The organism is Parabacteroides sp. AM17-47 (genome assembly GCF_003434625.1).
GTDB classification, from domain to species: Bacteria; Bacteroidota; Bacteroidia; order Bacteroidales; family Tannerellaceae; genus Parabacteroides; species Parabacteroides distasonis.
Genome location: NZ_QTLI01000018.1, coordinates 93,089 through 110,268, shown reverse-complemented (window position 1 = coordinate 110,268; position 17,180 = coordinate 93,089). Strand labels below are relative to the sequence as shown.

General features: G+C 40.5%; 14 protein-coding genes, 2 tRNA genes and 3 pseudogenes. 15 read left to right on the top strand and 4 right to left on the bottom strand.

Translation table 11 applies throughout. The features are described from left to right. Positions 1 to 89 precede the first annotated feature (89 nt). From DW205_RS15485 to DW205_RS15475, 3 genes are all read left to right on the top strand, one after another. Positions 90 to 413 carry a hypothetical protein gene (locus tag DW205_RS15485; RefSeq protein WP_134820281.1) on the top strand — a complete coding sequence of 108 codons (324 nt, stop codon included), beginning with the start codon at positions 90 to 92 and terminating at the stop codon, positions 411 to 413. A gap of 161 nt (positions 414 to 574) precedes the next feature. Further along, positions 575 to 823, top strand: coding sequence for a hypothetical protein (locus DW205_RS15480; protein ID WP_034530617.1), 249 nt, complete (start codon positions 575 to 577; stop codon positions 821 to 823). Beyond that, the gene (locus DW205_RS15475; RefSeq protein ID WP_005868625.1) at positions 820 to 1,089 is read left to right on the top strand and encodes a hypothetical protein; all 270 of its coding nucleotides are present in this window, start codon (positions 820 to 822) and stop codon (positions 1,087 to 1,089) included. Before DW205_RS15480 ends, DW205_RS15475 begins: the two co-directional genes overlap by 4 nt. 137 nt (positions 1,090 to 1,226) lie before the next feature. On the opposite strand, the gene DW205_RS15470 is transcribed toward DW205_RS15475, so the two are convergent. Continuing rightward, positions 1,227 to 1,478 carry a GIY-YIG nuclease family protein gene (locus DW205_RS15470; protein WP_005868623.1) on the bottom strand — a complete coding sequence of 84 codons (252 nt, stop codon included), beginning with the start codon at positions 1,476 to 1,478 and terminating at the stop codon, positions 1,227 to 1,229. Positions 1,479 to 1,782: 304 nt separating this feature from the next. Then, positions 1,783 to 4,047, bottom strand: a complete 2,265-nt coding sequence (locus DW205_RS15465; protein ID WP_005868621.1) for a bifunctional alpha,alpha-trehalose-phosphate synthase (UDP-forming)/trehalose-phosphatase — start codon at positions 4,045 to 4,047, stop codon at positions 1,783 to 1,785. Between the two features lie 701 nt (positions 4,048 to 4,748). On the opposite strand from DW205_RS15465, the gene DW205_RS15455 reads away from it, so the two are divergent. The 11 genes and pseudogenes from DW205_RS15455 (at position 4,749) to DW205_RS22570 (ending at position 16,168) form a co-directional block, all read left to right on the top strand. Beyond that, the gene (locus DW205_RS15455; RefSeq protein ID WP_005868619.1) at positions 4,749 to 5,222 is read left to right on the top strand and encodes a hypothetical protein; all 474 of its coding nucleotides are present in this window, start codon (positions 4,749 to 4,751) and stop codon (positions 5,220 to 5,222) included. 92 nt (positions 5,223 to 5,314) lie between these two features. After that, positions 5,315 to 5,449, top strand: a pseudogene (locus DW205_RS15450) (helix-turn-helix domain-containing protein); the annotation flags it as partial. 370 nt (positions 5,450 to 5,819) lie between these two features. Then, positions 5,820 to 5,900 (top strand): potassium-transporting ATPase subunit F, encoded by an 81-nt coding sequence (locus DW205_RS22870; protein ID WP_080504992.1) that lies wholly within the window; start codon positions 5,820 to 5,822, stop codon positions 5,898 to 5,900. A gap of 26 nt (positions 5,901 to 5,926) precedes the next feature. Then, the gene (gene kdpA, locus DW205_RS15440) at positions 5,927 to 7,636 is read left to right on the top strand and encodes a potassium-transporting ATPase subunit KdpA (protein ID WP_008778626.1); all 1,710 of its coding nucleotides are present in this window, start codon (positions 5,927 to 5,929) and stop codon (positions 7,634 to 7,636) included. Positions 7,637 to 7,652: 16 nt separating this feature from the next. Continuing rightward, a complete protein-coding gene (gene kdpB, locus DW205_RS15435; RefSeq protein WP_005868612.1) occupies positions 7,653 to 9,692 on the top strand; it encodes a potassium-transporting ATPase subunit KdpB in 2,040 nt (679 codons plus the stop codon). Between the two features lie 80 nt (positions 9,693 to 9,772). After that, positions 9,773 to 10,354: a K(+)-transporting ATPase subunit C gene (locus tag DW205_RS15430; protein ID WP_005868610.1), complete on the top strand. Its 582-nt coding sequence runs from the start codon at positions 9,773 to 9,775 to the stop codon at positions 10,352 to 10,354. Between the two features lie 32 nt (positions 10,355 to 10,386). After that, complete coding sequence (locus DW205_RS15425) at positions 10,387 to 11,157, top strand: hypothetical protein (RefSeq protein ID WP_005868608.1); 771 nt, start codon at positions 10,387 to 10,389, stop codon at positions 11,155 to 11,157. 13 nt (positions 11,158 to 11,170) lie between these two features. Then, a complete protein-coding gene (locus DW205_RS15420; protein WP_005868607.1) occupies positions 11,171 to 12,292 on the top strand; it encodes a sensor protein KdpD in 1,122 nt (373 codons plus the stop codon). 10 nt (positions 12,293 to 12,302) lie between these two features. After that, complete coding sequence (locus tag DW205_RS15415) at positions 12,303 to 14,021, top strand: ATP-binding protein (protein ID WP_005868605.1); 1,719 nt, start codon at positions 12,303 to 12,305, stop codon at positions 14,019 to 14,021. 28 nt (positions 14,022 to 14,049) lie between these two features. Further along, positions 14,050 to 15,396, top strand: a complete 1,347-nt coding sequence (locus DW205_RS15410) for an aspartate kinase (protein ID WP_005868603.1) — start codon at positions 14,050 to 14,052, stop codon at positions 15,394 to 15,396. Positions 15,397 to 15,727: 331 nt separating this feature from the next. Beyond that, positions 15,728 to 16,168: pseudogene (locus DW205_RS22570) on the top strand (ATP-binding protein). A 153-nt stretch (positions 16,169 to 16,321) separates the two neighbouring features. On the opposite strand, the pseudogene DW205_RS22865 reads toward DW205_RS22570, so the two are convergent. Both DW205_RS22865 and DW205_RS15395 read right to left on the bottom strand, forming a co-directional pair. After that, positions 16,322 to 16,536 (bottom strand): annotated as a pseudogene (locus tag DW205_RS22865) (site-specific integrase); the annotation flags it as partial. A 251-nt stretch (positions 16,537 to 16,787) separates the two neighbouring features. Beyond that, positions 16,788 to 16,860: transfer RNA gene (locus DW205_RS15395), tRNA-Phe, on the bottom strand. A gap of 199 nt (positions 16,861 to 17,059) precedes the next feature. On the opposite strand from DW205_RS15395, the gene DW205_RS15390 reads away from it, so the two are divergent. Then, a tRNA-Pro gene (locus DW205_RS15390) sits at positions 17,060 to 17,133 on the top strand. The last annotated feature ends 47 nt before the right edge of the window (positions 17,134 to 17,180 follow it).

Genomic DNA, 17,180 nt, shown 5'->3' with positions numbered 1-17,180 from the left:
GCCTTATGGAATTTATCTTCAATTTTTTAGCATTTTTTCTTGCATTGATAGTAGTTATCTACCTTCTACTTTGCATAATCCCTGTTCAAATGGCAGCCAAAAGAGGTAGAAATATTATGCTTTGGTTTGTATTAGCGATATTCACCAGTCCTTTCTTAGCAATTTTGATGATTGCTTGTATAGGAGAGACAGATGAAAAACGCAAGGAGAGAATCATTCAAGAGGAAGAGTGGAGAAACATGTATTGCAGAAAAAGCAATCAAGATGAATACAAAAATTCTAATAGAGTAGAAAGTCGACAAGAATGTAAAACAGAACAACGAGAATATAAAGGACAGCAAATACCATCTAAAACACATATTTCCAATTCTGAAAATAAAACAATGACTATCAATGATTTGTATAGAAAATAATATGATGCTTTATCAAAGAGGTATTAGATTTATACTCTCTTTACAATATATATAAGAATTTAAATTTTCAATTTAAACAGTATTTATATACACATTGTTTCAATAAAACGAGTTGAGGTTTTACGATTTCTCTATATATTTGCGGACATAAACGTAACTATATGGCAGAAACAGATAAACCGGAAATAAGCTCAAAAGGAAGTTCAGACCCAAAAGAGAATACACGAAGTCGAATTGCTATGATATATGTTTGTGCATTTTTTATAGTAATAGCTATAGTATTTGTAATTGGATTCTTAAAATGTTTCAAGGTTGATGAATACAAAGACATGCTTGTCACCGTGTCAGGAGTATTGTCAGGTCCTCTTGGTTTTATAGTTGGATATTACTTTAAAGCATCAAAAGAATGAGTACATATTTTGTTACATATACATTAAAAGACTCTACTGACTATACAAAGTTGAGCAAAAGATTGAAAAAATATCCTAATTGGGCAAAATTGTTTGCTCGCGCTTGGATAATCAATACATCTCATTCTTCAAAAAAGGTTAGAGATGAATTAGTGGAAGCTATTGAAGGAAAAGGGCAAGTCGTTGTTATTAATATAACAGATTCTGCTTGGGCAACATATGATATTGATGAAAATTTACTTGAATGGATGAAAGAAAATATATGATCTATCTAAAAATGATATATAATAAAATATTACTTCTACCGTTATAAAAATCGCTGTTAGAGTGCCAAACTAACAGTGACTTTGATTAGACCTCAAAATCGTGCTGCTACACGATTTGAGTAAAAAGCATCACATTACTACTTACCATGTTCGTTTTGGTTGTAAAGTGGTGTTTGTCCCTTGTGGTTGTTCATATAGGTTTGTATCCTATTTGTCTCCCATTGAGAAGCACCGTCTAAAGTAGAAACATTTCCGACTATTTTCATTTTGTCGAAATTTTTATTTTGACGGTGTTCTGCTTCTCTTCTTCCGGGATTATTGGTAATACCAACGTACACTACTTTATTCCCTTTAGTAAGTTCGTACTTATATGTATTTCTCTTACTCATGAAAAAACAAAAAATTTAACATGTTAATTCCCCTTTTATACGGAGGATGAAGCTCCGCTATCTTAATCCCAGAAAGATAAGTGTAAACTGCCGCATAACCGTATTAGATTTATCAGCAAGCGGGTGCCTATGACACTAGCCAATATAATGCGAATCGTATGCCAAAGTTTATAATTCATGATTTGTAAGTTGCTGCGTCAGAGAAACTGACAAGAATACATTCTTATAAGGAAATATTCTGCCAATATGACTTAACAAGTCTTTACACCTCTTTACAAGGGTTATACTGTAAGATTGTATATAGTTACCATTTTTTATTTGTCCACAATCCTTTAAAAAAATCAACGGTGGCTTTCAGTTGACCTTTTATGCTTTTGGAAGTCGTTCCGTAACTAACACCTTCACCCGACAGTTTTTCCAAAAAAGGCAATACTTCTTCCTGCGAGGACAGATTGTATTTGGCTTTTTCAGATACAATTCCAACTTTAACTGTTATGGCGGATACTGGAAGAGCCCGGAACATATCCTCATCCGTCGTGTCATCTCCCATTGCTAGTATAAAATCATAGCGGGAAGCCAATAATAGGCGAGCTACTTCCGAACCTTTTGTGCATTCTGGAGATTTTATTTCCACGACTTTGTTGCCCTGCATGATTTGTAATCCCTTTTTCAGGCAAACAGGCATTATAGCCTTTGTTAGCTGTTGCGCTCTCAGCTCTCCCAGCCAGGCGTCCGATTCTCTATAATGCCAGGCAAGAGCAGCTTCTTTTGTCTCAAGATGAGAGTACGGGGTTTTGCTTACAAACAAATTTAGAATAAACAATAGCTCCGAATCCCACTCTCGATTGCCTATGTTTTTATGCCATGCGCCTTTTTCCTTGTAAAATGCACCATGCTCGGCGGCAAAAGACAGAGGAAGATCTCCCAGCCATTTCTCCAATGTATAGTGGTCCCGCCCGCTATTAATGGTTACATGATTCCGAGAATCGGAACAAAAACGCTGTAACAGGTCTCGTAATGCAGGTGTTGGAACTGCATCTTCCGGATGATTTTTGAATGCAGTTAATGTTCCGTCGTAATCCAGCAAAATCAAGCGCTTTTTCGCTTGGTCATATAATGTTTTGATTTCGTTCTGGTCTTGTGCGGAGATCTTTTTCTTTTGTAATCGTTTGTTTTTCTCTGCGGTCTGCCGCCATTCTCTCATGAAATCCGCAGCCCATTTGTTTACGGTTTGAACCGAAAGGATGGCTTGCATTCGCTGAAGCCTTTCTCTTTGTTCCTCCAATGGCATTTTCAATGCACGGCAAATGGCTTGTTCGATCTGGTCCGTGTCGTTTGGATTAATCAATAAAGCATCAGACAATTCAACCGAAGCACCAGCCATTTCACTTAAAATGAGTACCCCCGGATTATCTTGTTTGGTAGCGACATACTCTTTTGCCACAAGATTCATACCATCGCGCAAAGGGGTTACCAAGGCTATATCGGCAACATAATACATCGCTACCAATTCCTCAAAAGAGAAACCGTGATAAAAATAACATACCGGAGTCCAATTCATGGTAGAGTAAGTTCCATTGATAGAACCGATCTCCTCGTCTATTTTGGTTTTCAATTCGGCATAACTGCCTACATGGTCGCGAGAGGGGACGATAACCATCGCCAATGTCACTTTCCCGTGATATTCCGGATGATTTTTCAAAAAAGAGGCGAATCCGTAAAGACGGTGCAATATTCCTTTGCTGTAATCCAGTCGGTCTACCGATATGATTAACTTATGATCTCCAAATAGAACTCGTGTTTTCTCTACTGCGTGGTGGACTTTGTTATCAGCTATCACATTGTGATAAAGATCATAGTTTATCCCCATCGGTAATGCATCCACACGGGTTACACGATCATTCATTTGAACTTCATCCAGATTGAAATTCTTATGAAGGACGCGTTCCGTCGCACTGATGAAATGACGCATATAATCGTGAATGTGAAAAGCGACAAAGTCGGCTCCCAAAAGTCCGTTCAGGATCTCGACCCTTTCGGGCAGAATCCGGAAAAGTTCATGTGAAGGAAACGGAATATGGTGGAAATACCCGATATGAAGGTTGGGAAACTTCTCACGGAGCATGCCCGGCAACAGCATTAACTGATAGTCCTGTACCCAAACCCAATCATTAGGTTCAACTATCCGCGATATCTCTTCACAAAAAACAGCATTGACTTCCCTATATGATTCCCAAAAGTTCTTTTTATATAACGTATAAGCAAAAAAGTAATGACAGAGGGGCCATAGGGTACTGTTGCTATATCCTTCGTAGTAATTTTCATACTGCCTGTCGGATAAGAATACCGGATGATAATTATTTTTTTCCAATTGACTGCAAATGTCATCTTTTTCCGTCTTTTGTTCTACGCAGACGCCAGGCCAACCGATCCAATGTTTTTCACAATCAACGTCCAATGACTTCAAACCTGTAGCCAGCCCTCCTTCGCTCCGTGAAAAAACAAATTTTCCATCGGAGGAACGTGTAACTTTTACAGGCAACCTATTCGAAATGATAAATAATCTCATATTTGAAATATTATATACAACACAAAGCAAAATCCATACCAATTTGTATTTGTCATTGATAAACAGATGTTTGCAAATAGGGAAGCCTAAGTAATATTACCAAAATGAAAAAGTGTTTTTCATTTTAGTTGTTTTTTTTACTTTCAATTTAGAATTGATATTTTTAATCTATTGATATATAGTGATTTATGTTTATTGTTCTTAAATTGGTCTGATTTTGGCATTATCTTTATCAGTTTAGATTTCCGAAGAAAGTATCATTAATATTCATCTTCGGTTGTCTGCTATAAGAAACAGTGTAGAACAACAAAGAAACAAAATGGTATTTTTTATTTATCAATTAGGCTCGCTTGCCTCTGTATGGGCAATCAGCAATTTAATAAAAAAGATGTTCCTCAAAGGATCAAAAACAAGATTATCGTTCTGTTACTAGTAACAAGCTGGATTGGTGTTTTTGGATATTTTTTCATTTTGAAAAACAGGATTGAAAAATGGTGGCCTTGCAAGAAGTATTTGGTTGCCCATAGAAGGATATAAGTTTCATATTATATATTATTGCAATTAAAGTTGTTTTATGTGTACCAAAATCTTTTTCTCCATTCATTATGTAAAGATTTGAATTGTTTTTTTTCTTTTTGAGCCGTGGATATAATTTATTCACGGCTTATTTAAAAGATTTAATTTCAAAAATTAGGATACAAATGGAAAAGAATATGCGGATGAAATTTTTGAAGCAACGGATAACGGTAATATTACTGTTTGTGGCTAGCGTATGTATATGTGGTAACATCAATGAATTCTATTTCTTCGAAAATGATTATTATTTTAAATATCTGCTGAATACTTTTACAGGAATCATCCTTTTGACAGGAATTGCCTATTTATGCTATCCTCAAAAGAAGACAAATCAGGAAAATGAATTGGTGCTGAATGAATACAAACTGGTGTATGAAACGGAGTCTACCGCATCGCAATATTTTATTTCTGATACAGAAGCTTGGAACACATTAAGAAAACAATTGAAAACAACAGCTCGGGGACATGCTATTTTATATATCAGCGAAAGTTGCGAATTGCCTATAATCAATAACACGATTTTAGCTAAAAAGAGAAATTTCGATTGTTGGAAGCCTGTCTGTGCAGGGCAGATATCTAAAGATTTTGGTGAGATTTAAAGTGATCATAAAAAATATATGGCAGCCATAAAACGATGTCCATGGAAAGGAAATGTCAATTATCTGAAAATATGGGGAATAATATTGAATTGGACCTAATCAGCGTTGAAAAGCACCTCATTCAGAAAGTTCTCCAACATACCAACGGATACAAACCCGAAGCAGCTCGTCTTCTTGGGATAGGCTTAACCACACTTTATAAGAAGATGGAAGCCTATGGACTATAATGTGGAACACTTTGTTCTTGCATACCCGGTAGGTTACCTAAAACAGGCAGCTTGCCTTTTTATATACCTTTTCAAAATGAAAAGGATATTTTCATTTTGAAAAGGATTGAGCATATTACATAATAATATTATTTTTTTGATTATATAACTGATAAACAATATATTGTGCATAAACTCGATTTTTTGGCACAACTTTGGCATATAGTAGGGCGGAAAACAAATAAATAGTATTAACAATTAAAAGAGACAAGTATGGAAGATACGTTATCATTTTTGTTCTTGTGTGCTACCGGTGTAGTATGCTATTGGTTTTTCTTCAAGTGTGTGGACTGGTTTGAGAAAATTTAATGTAAGAAAGGAGAATTAAATTATGTTTTTAGCACTGTTTATACTTTGCTTATTGATCTTCGGGTATTTGATGTATGTCCTAATTAAGCCCGAAAAGTTTTAATGGTAATTATTTTTTTAAGTGAAAAGATGAATACAGAAATTTTAGGTGTAGCATTGCAGATATTGCTGCTGCTGGTTATCAGTTACCCGCTGGGAAAGCATATCGCCAAGGTGTATAAGGATGGAAACGACTGCATGCGTTTCATGGCTCCAATTGAAAGATTTATTTACAAACTGGCGGGTATCAACCCCAATGAAGAGATGGATTGGAAGGCATTCTTGAAATCTCTGCTTATTATAAACGTATTTTGGTTCTTCTGGGGTATGATCCTGTTGGTATCGCAAGGATATCTTCCTTTGAATCCTGATGGGAACAGCGGACAAAGTCCAGATTTGGCGTTCAACACGTGTATTAGTTTCATGGTTAACTGTAACTTGCAGCACTATAGCGGAGAAAGCGGTTTGACTTATTTTACACAGTTGTTCGTCATCATGTTGTTCCAGTTCATCACTGCTGCAACAGGTATGGCTGCTATGGCTGGAATTATGAAATCGATGGCTACCAAAACAACTAAAACAATCGGCAACTTCTGGCACTATTTAGTGATCAGCTGTACACGTATCCTTTTCCCGATGTCTCTGATCGTGGGTTTCATCCTGATCATACAAGGTACGCCGATGGGCTTCGACTCCAAAATGACAATCCCGACATTGGAAGGAGCAGAACAAACTGTTTCACAAGGCCCTACAGCTGCAATCGTTCCGATTAAACAGTTAGGTACGAATGGTGGTGGTTACTTCGGAGTAAACTCTTCTCACCCATTGGAAAACCCGACTTACCTGACCAATATTGTAGAATGCTGGTCTATTCTGATCATTCCGATGGCATTGGTATTTGCTTTGGGATTTTATCTGAAACGTAAAAAGTTAGGTTATGTGATCTATGGTGTAATGCTGTTTGCTTATCTTTTGGGGGTATTCTGTAACGTTCACTATGAGATGGCAGGTAACCCGAAAATCGACGAGATGGGTATTGACCAGTCTTGCGGTGCTATGGAAGGTAAGGAAACCCGTCTGGGTCCGGGCGCAACCGCTTTGTGGTCTGTGACTACGACCGTCACCTCTAATGGTTCCGTTAACGGTATGCACGACAGCACAATGCCTCTTTCCGGTATGGTGGAGATGTTGAACATGCAGATCAATACATGGTTTGGTGGTGTCGGCGTAGGTTTCATGAACTACTATGCATTCTTGATCATAGCTGTATTCATCAGCGGTTTGATGGTCGGACGTACGCCGGAATTCTTAGGTAAAAAGGTAGAAGCCCGAGAAATGAAGATTGCGACGATCGTTTCGTTGGCTCACCCGTTCGTGATTTTGATCTTTACGGCTATCTCTTCCTACGTATGGGTATATGCCCCTGAATTCGTAGAGAGCGAGGGTGGCTGGTTGAACAACCCCGGTTTCCATGGTTTCAGTGAAATGTTATATGAATATACTTCTTCTTCTGCTAACAACGGTTCCGGTTTTGAAGGATTAGGCGACAATACCTATTTCTGGAACTACACTTGCGGTTTGGCACTGATCATTTCACGTTATTTGCCAATTGTCGGACAGGTAGCTATTGCAGGTCTTTTGGCAAACAAGAAGTACACTCCGGAAAGCGCGGGTACATTAAAGACTAATACGGTTACATTCGGTGTGATGACATTCTGCGTAATCGTCATCGTTGCTGCCTTGTCATTCTTCCCGGCACAAACATTAGGCCCGATCGCCGAATATTTTAGTATTTACTAATTGACAGATTAAGAAGATGAGAAATAACAAAACTGCTTCTTTATTTCCAAAGGAGCTCGTTATAGAAAGTTTGAAGCAATCATTCGTTAAGTTGAATCCGCGGATGATGTTCCGTAACCCGATCATGTTTATCGTGGAGGTGGTGACGTTCGTCATGTTGTTTGTTACGATTTGGGCTGCTGCCACCGGTGATACAACGCAAGGATCTTTCGGTTACAATATCTTAGTGTTTATTGTATTGTTCGCCACGTTGCTTTTCGCCAACTTCGCAGAGGCGATTGCAGAGGCACGAGGCAAGGCTCAGGCCGACAGTTTGCGTAAGACCCGGGAAGAAACTCCTGCCAAATTGTGTGTCGGTAACAAGATCGAAACGGTCAGTTCTTCTCAGTTGAAGAAAGGCGACATCTTTATTTGTGAAGCCGGCGACACGATTCCTTCCGATGGTGAAATTATCGAAGGTCTGGCTTCTATCGATGAAAGCGCCATCACAGGTGAATCTGCTCCGGTGATCCGTGAAGCGGGTGGAGATAAGAGTTCTGTAACAGGCGGTACGAAAGTATTGTCCGACCAGATCAAGGTGAAAGTGACGACCGAACCGGGTGAAAGTTTCTTGGATAAGATGATCGCCTTGGTGGAAGGCGCTTCTCGCCAGAAAACTCCGAACGAAATCGCCTTGACAATCTTGCTGGCAGGTTTTACATTGGTATTCGTTGTTGTTTGCGGTACCTTGAAACCGTTTGCTGATTATTCCAACACGACGATTACGATCGCAGCCTTTATCTCTTTGTTCGTTTGTTTGATCCCGACTACGATCGGTGGTTTGTTATCTGCCATCGGCATTGCCGGTATGGATCGTGCGTTGTCTGCTAATGTAATCACCAAATCCGGTAAGGCGGTTGAAACAGCCGGTGACATTGATACTTTGCTGCTCGACAAGACCGGTACGATCACGATCGGTAACCGTAAAGCAACCCAATTCTATCCGGTATCCGGCATTGACGAACACTCTTTTGTACAAGCTTGTCTACTGTCCTCTCTTTCTGACGATACACCCGAAGGTAAGTCAATCGTGGAACTGGGACGTGAAAAAGGTGTACGTGTACATGATCTGAATACATCCGGATCAAAGATGATCAAGTTTACGGCAGAAACTAAATGTTCAGGGGTGGATTTGGCAAACGGTACTCGCATCCGTAAAGGAGCTTTTGATGCTATTCGTAAGATGAGTGAGGCTGCCGGCAACAAATATCCGAAAGAAGTGGCCGATTTGGTTCAGAAGATCACGAGTAACGGCGGTACTCCGCTGGTTGTTTCACAGGATGATTTCATCATTGGTGTGATCGAGTTACAGGATATCATCAAACCGGGTATCCAAGAACGTTTTGAACGTTTGCGTAAGATGGGTGTGAAGACGGTAATGGTAACCGGTGATAACCCGTTGACCGCAAAATATATCGCTGAAAAAGCCGGTGTAGACGATTATATCGCCGAAGCCAAACCGGAAGACAAGATGAACTATATCCGTAAGGAACAGGAAAACGGTAAGCTGGTCGCCATGATGGGGGACGGTACGAACGATGCCCCGGCCTTGGCTCAGGCAAACGTTGGTGTCGCAATGAACAGTGGTACGCAGGCTGCCAAGGAAGCTGGTAATATGGTTGATTTGGACAACGACCCAACGAAACTGATCGAGATTGTCGAAATCGGTAAACAGTTGCTGATGACTCGCGGTACGCTGACTACTTTCAGTATCGCTAACGACGTGGCCAAGTATTTCGCTATCGTACCAGCTCTGTTCATGGTTACGATCCCGGCATTGGCCCCGATGAACATCATGCACCTGCACAGTCCGGAATCAGCGATCCTGAGTGCGATCATCTTTAATGCGATCATCATCCCGATTCTGATCCCTCTGGCATTACGTGGTGTGGCTTATAAACCGATCGGTGCTTCCGCATTGCTTCGTCGCAACTTGCTGATCTACGGTTTGGGCGGTGTAATTGCCCCGTTCATTGGTATCAAGTTGATAGATATGATTGTAAGTTTATTCATGTAAAAGTAAAATCAATATTAAAAACCTTCCTCCCTCTGTATGAAGATAGGAGGAAGGTTAAGAAAATAAAACAATAATTCATTATGATATCAAATCTTTTTAAATCATTAAGACTGACAATTGCATTTTGTTTGTTCTTCAGTGTTTTCTACATCTTCGTTTTGTGGTTGTTTGCCCAAGTGGCAGGACCGAATAAGGGTAATGCCGAACTGGTTACATTGAATGGAAAAGTAGTGGGGGCCGCCAATGTTGGTCAGAATTTCACGCAAGATATTTATTTCTGGGGACGTCCTTCCCATGCTGGTGACGGTTACGATGCATCCAGTTCGGCAGGTAGTAACAAGGGACCTTCCAATGAAGAACATTTAGCTTTGTTGGAAGAACGTATTGATACATTCTTGGTTCATCATCCTTACCTAACCCGTGAAAAAGTTCCGGCTGAAATCATCACGGCCAGCAGTTCCGGTTTGGATCCCCATATCTCACCGAAAGCCGCTTATGCACAGGCCAAACGTGTAGCGGACGCTCGTGGATGGTCGGAAGAAAAGGTAATGGGTATCGTCAATTCTCATGTTGAGAAACCGTTATTGGGTATGTTCGGAACGGAGAAAGTAAATGTATTGAAATTAAATGTTGCGCTTGATCAAGCATCAAATAACAAATAACAAATTTTTAATAAGTCAATTAGATTTAGGTTATGAAATCATTCGTAAAAAAAGTAGCAGCCTTGGCAGTTGTATTCTCAATGGCATCTTCTACGTTGGCTAATGCACAGGAAGAGGATGGTAAAGTAAGTTTTTCTGTACAGGGAGATTTGGTAAGTTCCTATATTTGGCGTGGTTTCTACCAAACTGGTGCTAGCTTCCAGCCGACACTATCACTGGGGGTAGGTAATTTCTCTTTGACAGCCTGGGGATCTACCGATTTTCAGGGAGCAAACTCTACATCTATGCCTGCGGCTAAAGAGATAGATTTAACGGCAGCGTATACATTCGGATCAGCTGGTCCTACATTGTCTGTCGCTAGCTTATGGTGGGCAGGGCAAGGCTCTTGCCGTTATTTTAACTTCAAAAGCCATGAAACAGATCACCATTTTGAAGCAGGTTTGGCTTACACTTTGCCTATTGAGAAGTTACCTTTGTCTATCACTTGGAATTTCATGTTTGCCGGTCAAGACAAAGATGAAAATGGAAACCAAAACTATTCTTCTTATGTGGAGTTGAATTTTCCATTCACAGTGAAGGGCGTCGATCTGAATGCAACTTGTGGTGTTCTTCCGTATGATGCGGGAATAACTACGTATGGAGGTGATGTAAATAGTGGATTTGCAGTAACGAATGTTGCATTGAAAGCAACGAAAGATATCAAAATCACGGATTCTTTCTCATTACCTATTTTTACACAGGCAATTTGGAACCCTCGTATGGAGGATGCCCATCTTGTCTTGGGAATTTCTTTAAGACCTTGATATAATAATACGCATGGACCGAGAACAAAGTGTACAACATTTTTTAGATTTGTTGAAAAAGTCTCGTCGTGGCAATTTTAAAATCTACATCGGCATGATTGCCGGTGTAGGTAAATCGTATCGGATGCTATCAGATGCCCACCAATTACTGGAAAGCGGTATCGATGTCAAGATCGGTTATATAGAAACACATGGGCGAGTCGAGACGGAGGCATTGGTGGAAGGATTGCCTATCATCCCCCGCCGCAAGATATTTTATAAAGGAAAAGAGATCGAAGAGATGGACTTGCAGTCGATTCTCAGTATCCATCCTGAAGTTGTCATCGTTGACGAATTGGCTCATACCAATGTCGAAGGCAGTAAGAACGAAAAGCGTTGGCAGGATGTCATGGATATACTGGATGCCGGTATCAGTGTGATCACGGCGGTCAATATTCAGCATATAGAAGGACTTAACGAGATGGTGCAGGACGTGGTTGGCATTGAGGTCAAGGAACGTATTCCTGATATCGTACTGGAGCAGGCTGATGAAGTGGTCAACATAGACCTTACCGCTGACGAATTGCTGGCTCGGTTAAAAGCCGGAAAAATATACAAACCCGATAAGATACAAACAGCATTAAATAATTTCTTTAAGGCTGAACATATTCTTCAGCTTAGGGAGTTGGCATTGAAAGAGGTAGCTTTGCGGGTAGAAAAAAAAGTGGAGAATACCATTCCAGAGAATCTCGGTGTACGCCACGAAAGGTTTATGGCCTGCATCAGCAGTAATGAGAAAACTCCCCGTAAGATCATACGGAAAGTCGCACGGTTGGCAACCCGATATAATTCCAAGTTTTTTGTACTGTATGTACAAACCCCAAGAGAAAGTTCCGACAGGATTCCGTTGGCAAGTCAAAGGCATTTGCTTAACCATTTCAAGTTGGCAACGGAACTTGGAGGAGAAATCATTCAAGTGCAATCCCCACATATAACGGATGCGATCGTACAGGTTTGTAAAGAAAAGCAAATCAGTACGCTATGTATCGGACGACCAGCTTTAAAATATCCTTCCGCTATCCTTGCGATGGTTCACTATCGGAACATGTTAGAAGAGTTGGCTCAATTAGGCATTGATTTAATAATATTAGCATAAAAATCCTTCCATGAATATGAATATAAAAACAAAGTTGACTTATGGGATAGGACTTTTATTTGTCCTGATCACTTTATTAGGTGGATTGGCTATAAAAAACATTCATAATGTATCGGATGACACGCAGAATATCCTAGCGGATAATTATAATTCACTCCTTTATTCCCGTCAGATGCTCGAGTCACTGGATGCCATTCGGGAAAATCCGAATGCCCGAAAAGAGTTTGAGGCCGGGTTGGAAGCTCAGAAAAAAAATCTGACAGAGAAGGATGAAGACATACTGACTAACCGATTAAGTTCGAACTGTGAAAAGGCGTTGGATGACATGGATGATGAATCGATTCGGCAGATACGCCAGACGATTTATACCATTATGGCAGTCAATATGTCTGCCATTTATGAGAAGAATGAAGTGGCTGTCCACACGGCGGAAAGGTCTCTCTTTTGGATCTGGACGGTAGGGATTGCTTGTATCGTGATCGCCTTCCTCTTTCTGGCTCGCCTGCCACGCTCGGTCAGCGTACAGATCCGGAAATTGACGGATGGCATCAAGGAAATCACCAATGCCAATTACAGCAAACGGCTCAATTTGGGCAATGAACCGGAGTTTAAGGAAATAGCCACGTTGTTCAACGAGATGGCCGAGCGCTTGGCCGAATACAGGAACAGTTCGCTGGAAGATATCCTGCAAGGGAAAAAATATATAGAAACAATTATCAACAGCATTGCAGAACCTATCATAGGCTTGAGTAAGGAACGGAAGATTTTGTTTGTCAATGACGAGGCTTTGACTGTTTTGAATTTGACACGGGAAAACATTATCGACAAACCGGCTCCCGAAGTGGCGTTAAAAAATGATCTGCTGCGCCGTTTGATCCGCCAGTTGGTACATCCCGATGACAATAAGGATCCGTTGAAAATCTATGCGGACAACAAGGAAAGCTATTTTCAAGTAAAATACATCCCGATCAACGTTAACAGGCAGACTGGACTGGAGGGTAAGTATGTCGGGGATGTGATCCTGTTGAAGAACGTGACCGAATTTAAAGAAAAAGATATTGCAAAGACAACCTTTATTTCAACGATCTCTCATGAACTGAAGACACCGATATCGGCTATCATGATGAGCTTGGAACTGCTGGAAGACAATCGGATCGGAAAACTGAATACAGAACAGGAGAGCCTTTCCAAGAACATAAAGGAAAATAGCAACCGTTTGTTGGAGATCACTGGCGAATTGTTGAAGATGTCACAGGTAGAAAGCGGTAAGCTCTACCTGAATCCGAAGATTACCAAACCGATCGAACTGATCGACTATGCCATCAAGGCGAACCGGGTACAGGCCGAGCGTTTTAACTGTCAGATCGAAGTGGAGTATCCTGAAAAGATCACCAAATTGTTTGTCGACAGCGAGAAAATTGCTTGGGTTGTGACCAACCTGTTATCGAACGCCATCCGTTATTCGTCGGAGAACGGACGGATTATCATCGGTGCACGACAGATCGACAAAGCCGTCGAGATCTATGTCAAGGACTTCGGAAAGGGCATTGACTCGCGTTACCACGAAAGTATTTTCGACCACTATTTCCGTGTGCCGGGAACAAAAGTACAAGGTAGCGGTTTGGGACTTGCCATCAGCAAGGACTTTGTGGAAGCTCATGGTGGTACGATCCGTATCGAAAGCGAAGTCGGTAAAGGTAGCACGTTCGTGATCAGATTCAATGTATAAAAAGTAAAATCAAAAATCAGATAGTCTAATGAAAGTATTAAAATTTGGTGGTACTTCAGTCGGTTCTGCCCAGCGGATCAAGAATGTCGCATCAATCATTTGCGATCAGGAACAGAAAATAGTAGTACTCTCTGCCATGGCAGGGACAACAAACTCTTTAGTGGAGATATCTGAGTGTTTCCATAAGAAAGATCCGGGAAAAGCCAATGCGATCCTTTCTGCTTTGGAACAAGCTTATGTCAATCATATAGAAGAATTATACCAAAGCGATACCTACAAAGAAAGGGCCATGCAATACATGCTTGAACGGTCTCAACATGTCTGGTCTTTCTCTAATATGCCTTTCAGCATGTTCGATGAAAAGGAAATCTTGGCGCAGGGTGAGCTAATATCAACCTTTCTGATGACCTGCTATCTGGAAGAACAAGGAGTGAAGGTAGTTTTATTGCCTGCGTTGAACTTCATGCGAATTACAATGGACAATGAACCGGACATGGAATATATCGCTAAACACCTAAATACACTTTTGGAGCAAAACAAAGAGGCAGAAATATATATTACGCAAGGTTTCATCTGCCGGAATGCTTACGGCAGCATTGACAACTTGGAAAGAGGAGGAAGCGATTACACCGCCTCTCTAATTGGAGCGGCTATCCAAGCAGAAGAGATACAGATATGGACGGATATTGACGGGATGCACAACAACGATCCACGGTTTGTCAATGACACCGCTCCTGTTAGGCAGTTGAACTTCGACGAAGCCGCTAAGTTGGCACATTTCGGTGCCAAGATACTACATCCGACTTGCATCCTGCCTGCCAAGGAAAAGAACATACCGGTACGCCTCTTGAACGCATTGCAGCCAAATGCGTCGGGTACATTGATCTCGAATACGGTGGAAAAGGGTACGATCAAAGCTGTTGCCGCCAAAGACAACATCACGTATGTCAAGATCAAGTCGCTCCATACGATACCGACACCTCATTTTCTGAGCATCGTGTTTGATACGTTCTATAATTACAATACGCCGGTGGACATGGTGACCACTTCCGATATCGGGGTTTCCGTAACGATTGATGATGACAAGCATATAGACGAGATTGTGGGTGTATTACGGAAATACGCAACGATTACAGTCGAAAAGAATATGGTGATTGTTTGTGTTGTTGGTGACCTAGAATGGCAAAATGTCGTTTTTGAGGCACGCATCATCAATGCATTGAAAGATATTCCCGTACGGATGATTTCATACGGCGGAAGTAGTAGTAATGTATCGTTGGTGATGAAAGCGGAAGATAAAGTGCATGCTTTGAAGGCGCTTAGTGAACACTTGTTTTCCGTATCAGACAAACCTGTGTTATCATCCGTTTCTTAAAAGAAAATTAAGATTAATAGTTGAGCATATTTGTTTTTTGATTTGTTTTAGAAATGAAGCAGAAGCAGTCTTTTTTTGTAGAGACTGCTTCTATTTTTCGGTAATAAACAATGAAAATTCTTCTGTGTATTGACAGGTGGAAAATTTGGTATAAACTGTCCCCCCATTGTCCTATCTAAAGAGTTCCCCAAAATCCAATTTAAATTGCCCCACCCAAAAAACATTAAAAGAGTTACAGAATCAGTTCATAATTCTACATTAATCTATTAAATAGACAAAACAGATAGTATTCCCAATAAATCAATCAGCATGAACAAGATTTGTCAAGGAGGTGTGCTACTTGTTTGTCATGGGAAGCTCCGGTACAGGAAAGAGCTACATTGCCACAGCCTTGGGATACAGAGTCTGCCAGAAAGGATTGAAAGTACTGTATGCCAATACTTCCAGACTTTTAGGGCAGTTGAAGGCCACCAAGGTAAAAGGTAGCATCCTGTAGGAGCAGAAAAAAATAGAAAGGACAGATATGCTTATACAGGATGATTTCGGCTTGCAGCCGTTGGACAACGGAAGCAGAATGCATCTGATGGACATCATCGAAGACCAATATGGTAAGAAATCAACACTGATTACATCACAATTGCCGGTCAAAGACAGGTATGATGTCATCGGCAAGGAGACAATAGCCGGCGCAGTCATGAACAGAATAACTCACCTAGCCGTAAGAATTGAGCTGCACGGAGAGTCCATACGCAAAATTTGCGGGAAGAAATGAATGACTATATTGGCAGTAAATAAAAATTATAAACCCAGCACAAATCGAAAACTAATAAACTGATTATGTGATGTTTTTTTTGTATTTTAGGAAAAATAAATCGGGGGTCAATTTAAGTTGGATATTGGGGATCTGTTTCATTCGAGTTTCCAAGTTGTCGTTATACTCCTTGAACACATTATATAATGTTTTGAAAGTTTCGTCCTTTCCCTGATAGCGGTTTACTATGGCACGTGCGGAGACAATCTTTTCCTCCAATTCCAAGTCTTGGTAAATCTGATAGAATTTCACACGCAGAGGTACTTTCCCGTTTTTAACGTTTTACTACGCTTAATGAAGAACAACACGCTGAATATTTCTCTTTCCATACGGCTCAATTTTTAATGATACAAAGTTAGGAAATCGAACCGAGAACCCGGTTATGTAAAATAGATCAATGTGCTGTAAAAAAACGAAGTAGCACTTGTGCTGTGTAACATTTTAGGCTTTCTAAAACTATCCCCCGAATAAGGATGTATAGTTTGCTTTAGTCCCACTTATTTTGCTTATTCTTGGAAATGAAAAATTCCTGAATTTCTTTGAAATTCAAGAATTTACATCGTTTTTCTTTTCTTAAAAGTGGTGCCACCAGGAATCGAACCGGGGACACAAGGATTTTCAGTCCTTTGCTCTACCAACTGAGCTATGGCACCATCATGTCGTTTTGTATATCGTTGTTTCGATTACGGGTGCAAAGGTAGGTATTATTTTTAATCCAGCAAATGTTTTGAAAGAAAAATTCACAGGACAGTAAATTATCTATTTTTCCTGCAAAAAAATCCACTTTTCTCTTGCAGGTTCAAAAACAATGTGTACCTTTGCACCCGTAATCGAGACAACGATACAAAAAAACGGGATGTAGCACAGTTGGCTAGCGCGCCACGTTCGGGACGTGGAGGTCGGAAGTTCGAGTCTTCTCATCCCGACTCATCAAAAAGGCAAGAATCTTGAAAGAGATCTTGCCTTTCTTTTT

Excerpts from the sequence above, each read along its gene's own strand:
- DW205_RS15485 (WP_134820281.1), top strand. The coding sequence starts at position 90 with ATGGCAGCCAAAAGAGGTAGAAATATTATGCTTTGGTTTGTATTAGCG.
- DW205_RS15480 (WP_034530617.1), top strand. The coding sequence starts at position 575 with ATGGCAGAAACAGATAAACCGGAAATAAGCTCAAAAGGAAGTTCAGAC.
- DW205_RS15475 (WP_005868625.1), top strand. The coding sequence starts at position 820 with ATGAGTACATATTTTGTTACATATACATTAAAAGACTCTACTGACTAT.
- DW205_RS15470 (WP_005868623.1), bottom strand. The coding sequence starts at position 1,478 with ATGAGTAAGAGAAATACATATAAGTACGAACTTACTAAAGGGAATAAA.
- DW205_RS15465 (WP_005868621.1), bottom strand. The coding sequence starts at position 4,047 with ATGAGATTATTTATCATTTCGAATAGGTTGCCTGTAAAAGTTACACGT.
- DW205_RS15455 (WP_005868619.1), top strand. The coding sequence starts at position 4,749 with ATGGAAAAGAATATGCGGATGAAATTTTTGAAGCAACGGATAACGGTA.
- DW205_RS22870 (WP_080504992.1), top strand. The coding sequence starts at position 5,820 with ATGTTTTTAGCACTGTTTATACTTTGCTTATTGATCTTCGGGTATTTG.
- kdpA (WP_008778626.1), top strand. The coding sequence starts at position 5,927 with ATGAATACAGAAATTTTAGGTGTAGCATTGCAGATATTGCTGCTGCTG.
- kdpB (WP_005868612.1), top strand. The coding sequence starts at position 7,653 with ATGAGAAATAACAAAACTGCTTCTTTATTTCCAAAGGAGCTCGTTATA.
- DW205_RS15430 (WP_005868610.1), top strand. The coding sequence starts at position 9,773 with ATGATATCAAATCTTTTTAAATCATTAAGACTGACAATTGCATTTTGT.
- DW205_RS15425 (WP_005868608.1), top strand. The coding sequence starts at position 10,387 with ATGAAATCATTCGTAAAAAAAGTAGCAGCCTTGGCAGTTGTATTCTCA.
- DW205_RS15420 (WP_005868607.1), top strand. The coding sequence starts at position 11,171 with ATGGACCGAGAACAAAGTGTACAACATTTTTTAGATTTGTTGAAAAAG.
- DW205_RS15415 (WP_005868605.1), top strand. The coding sequence starts at position 12,303 with ATGAATATGAATATAAAAACAAAGTTGACTTATGGGATAGGACTTTTA.
- DW205_RS15410 (WP_005868603.1), top strand. The coding sequence starts at position 14,050 with ATGAAAGTATTAAAATTTGGTGGTACTTCAGTCGGTTCTGCCCAGCGG.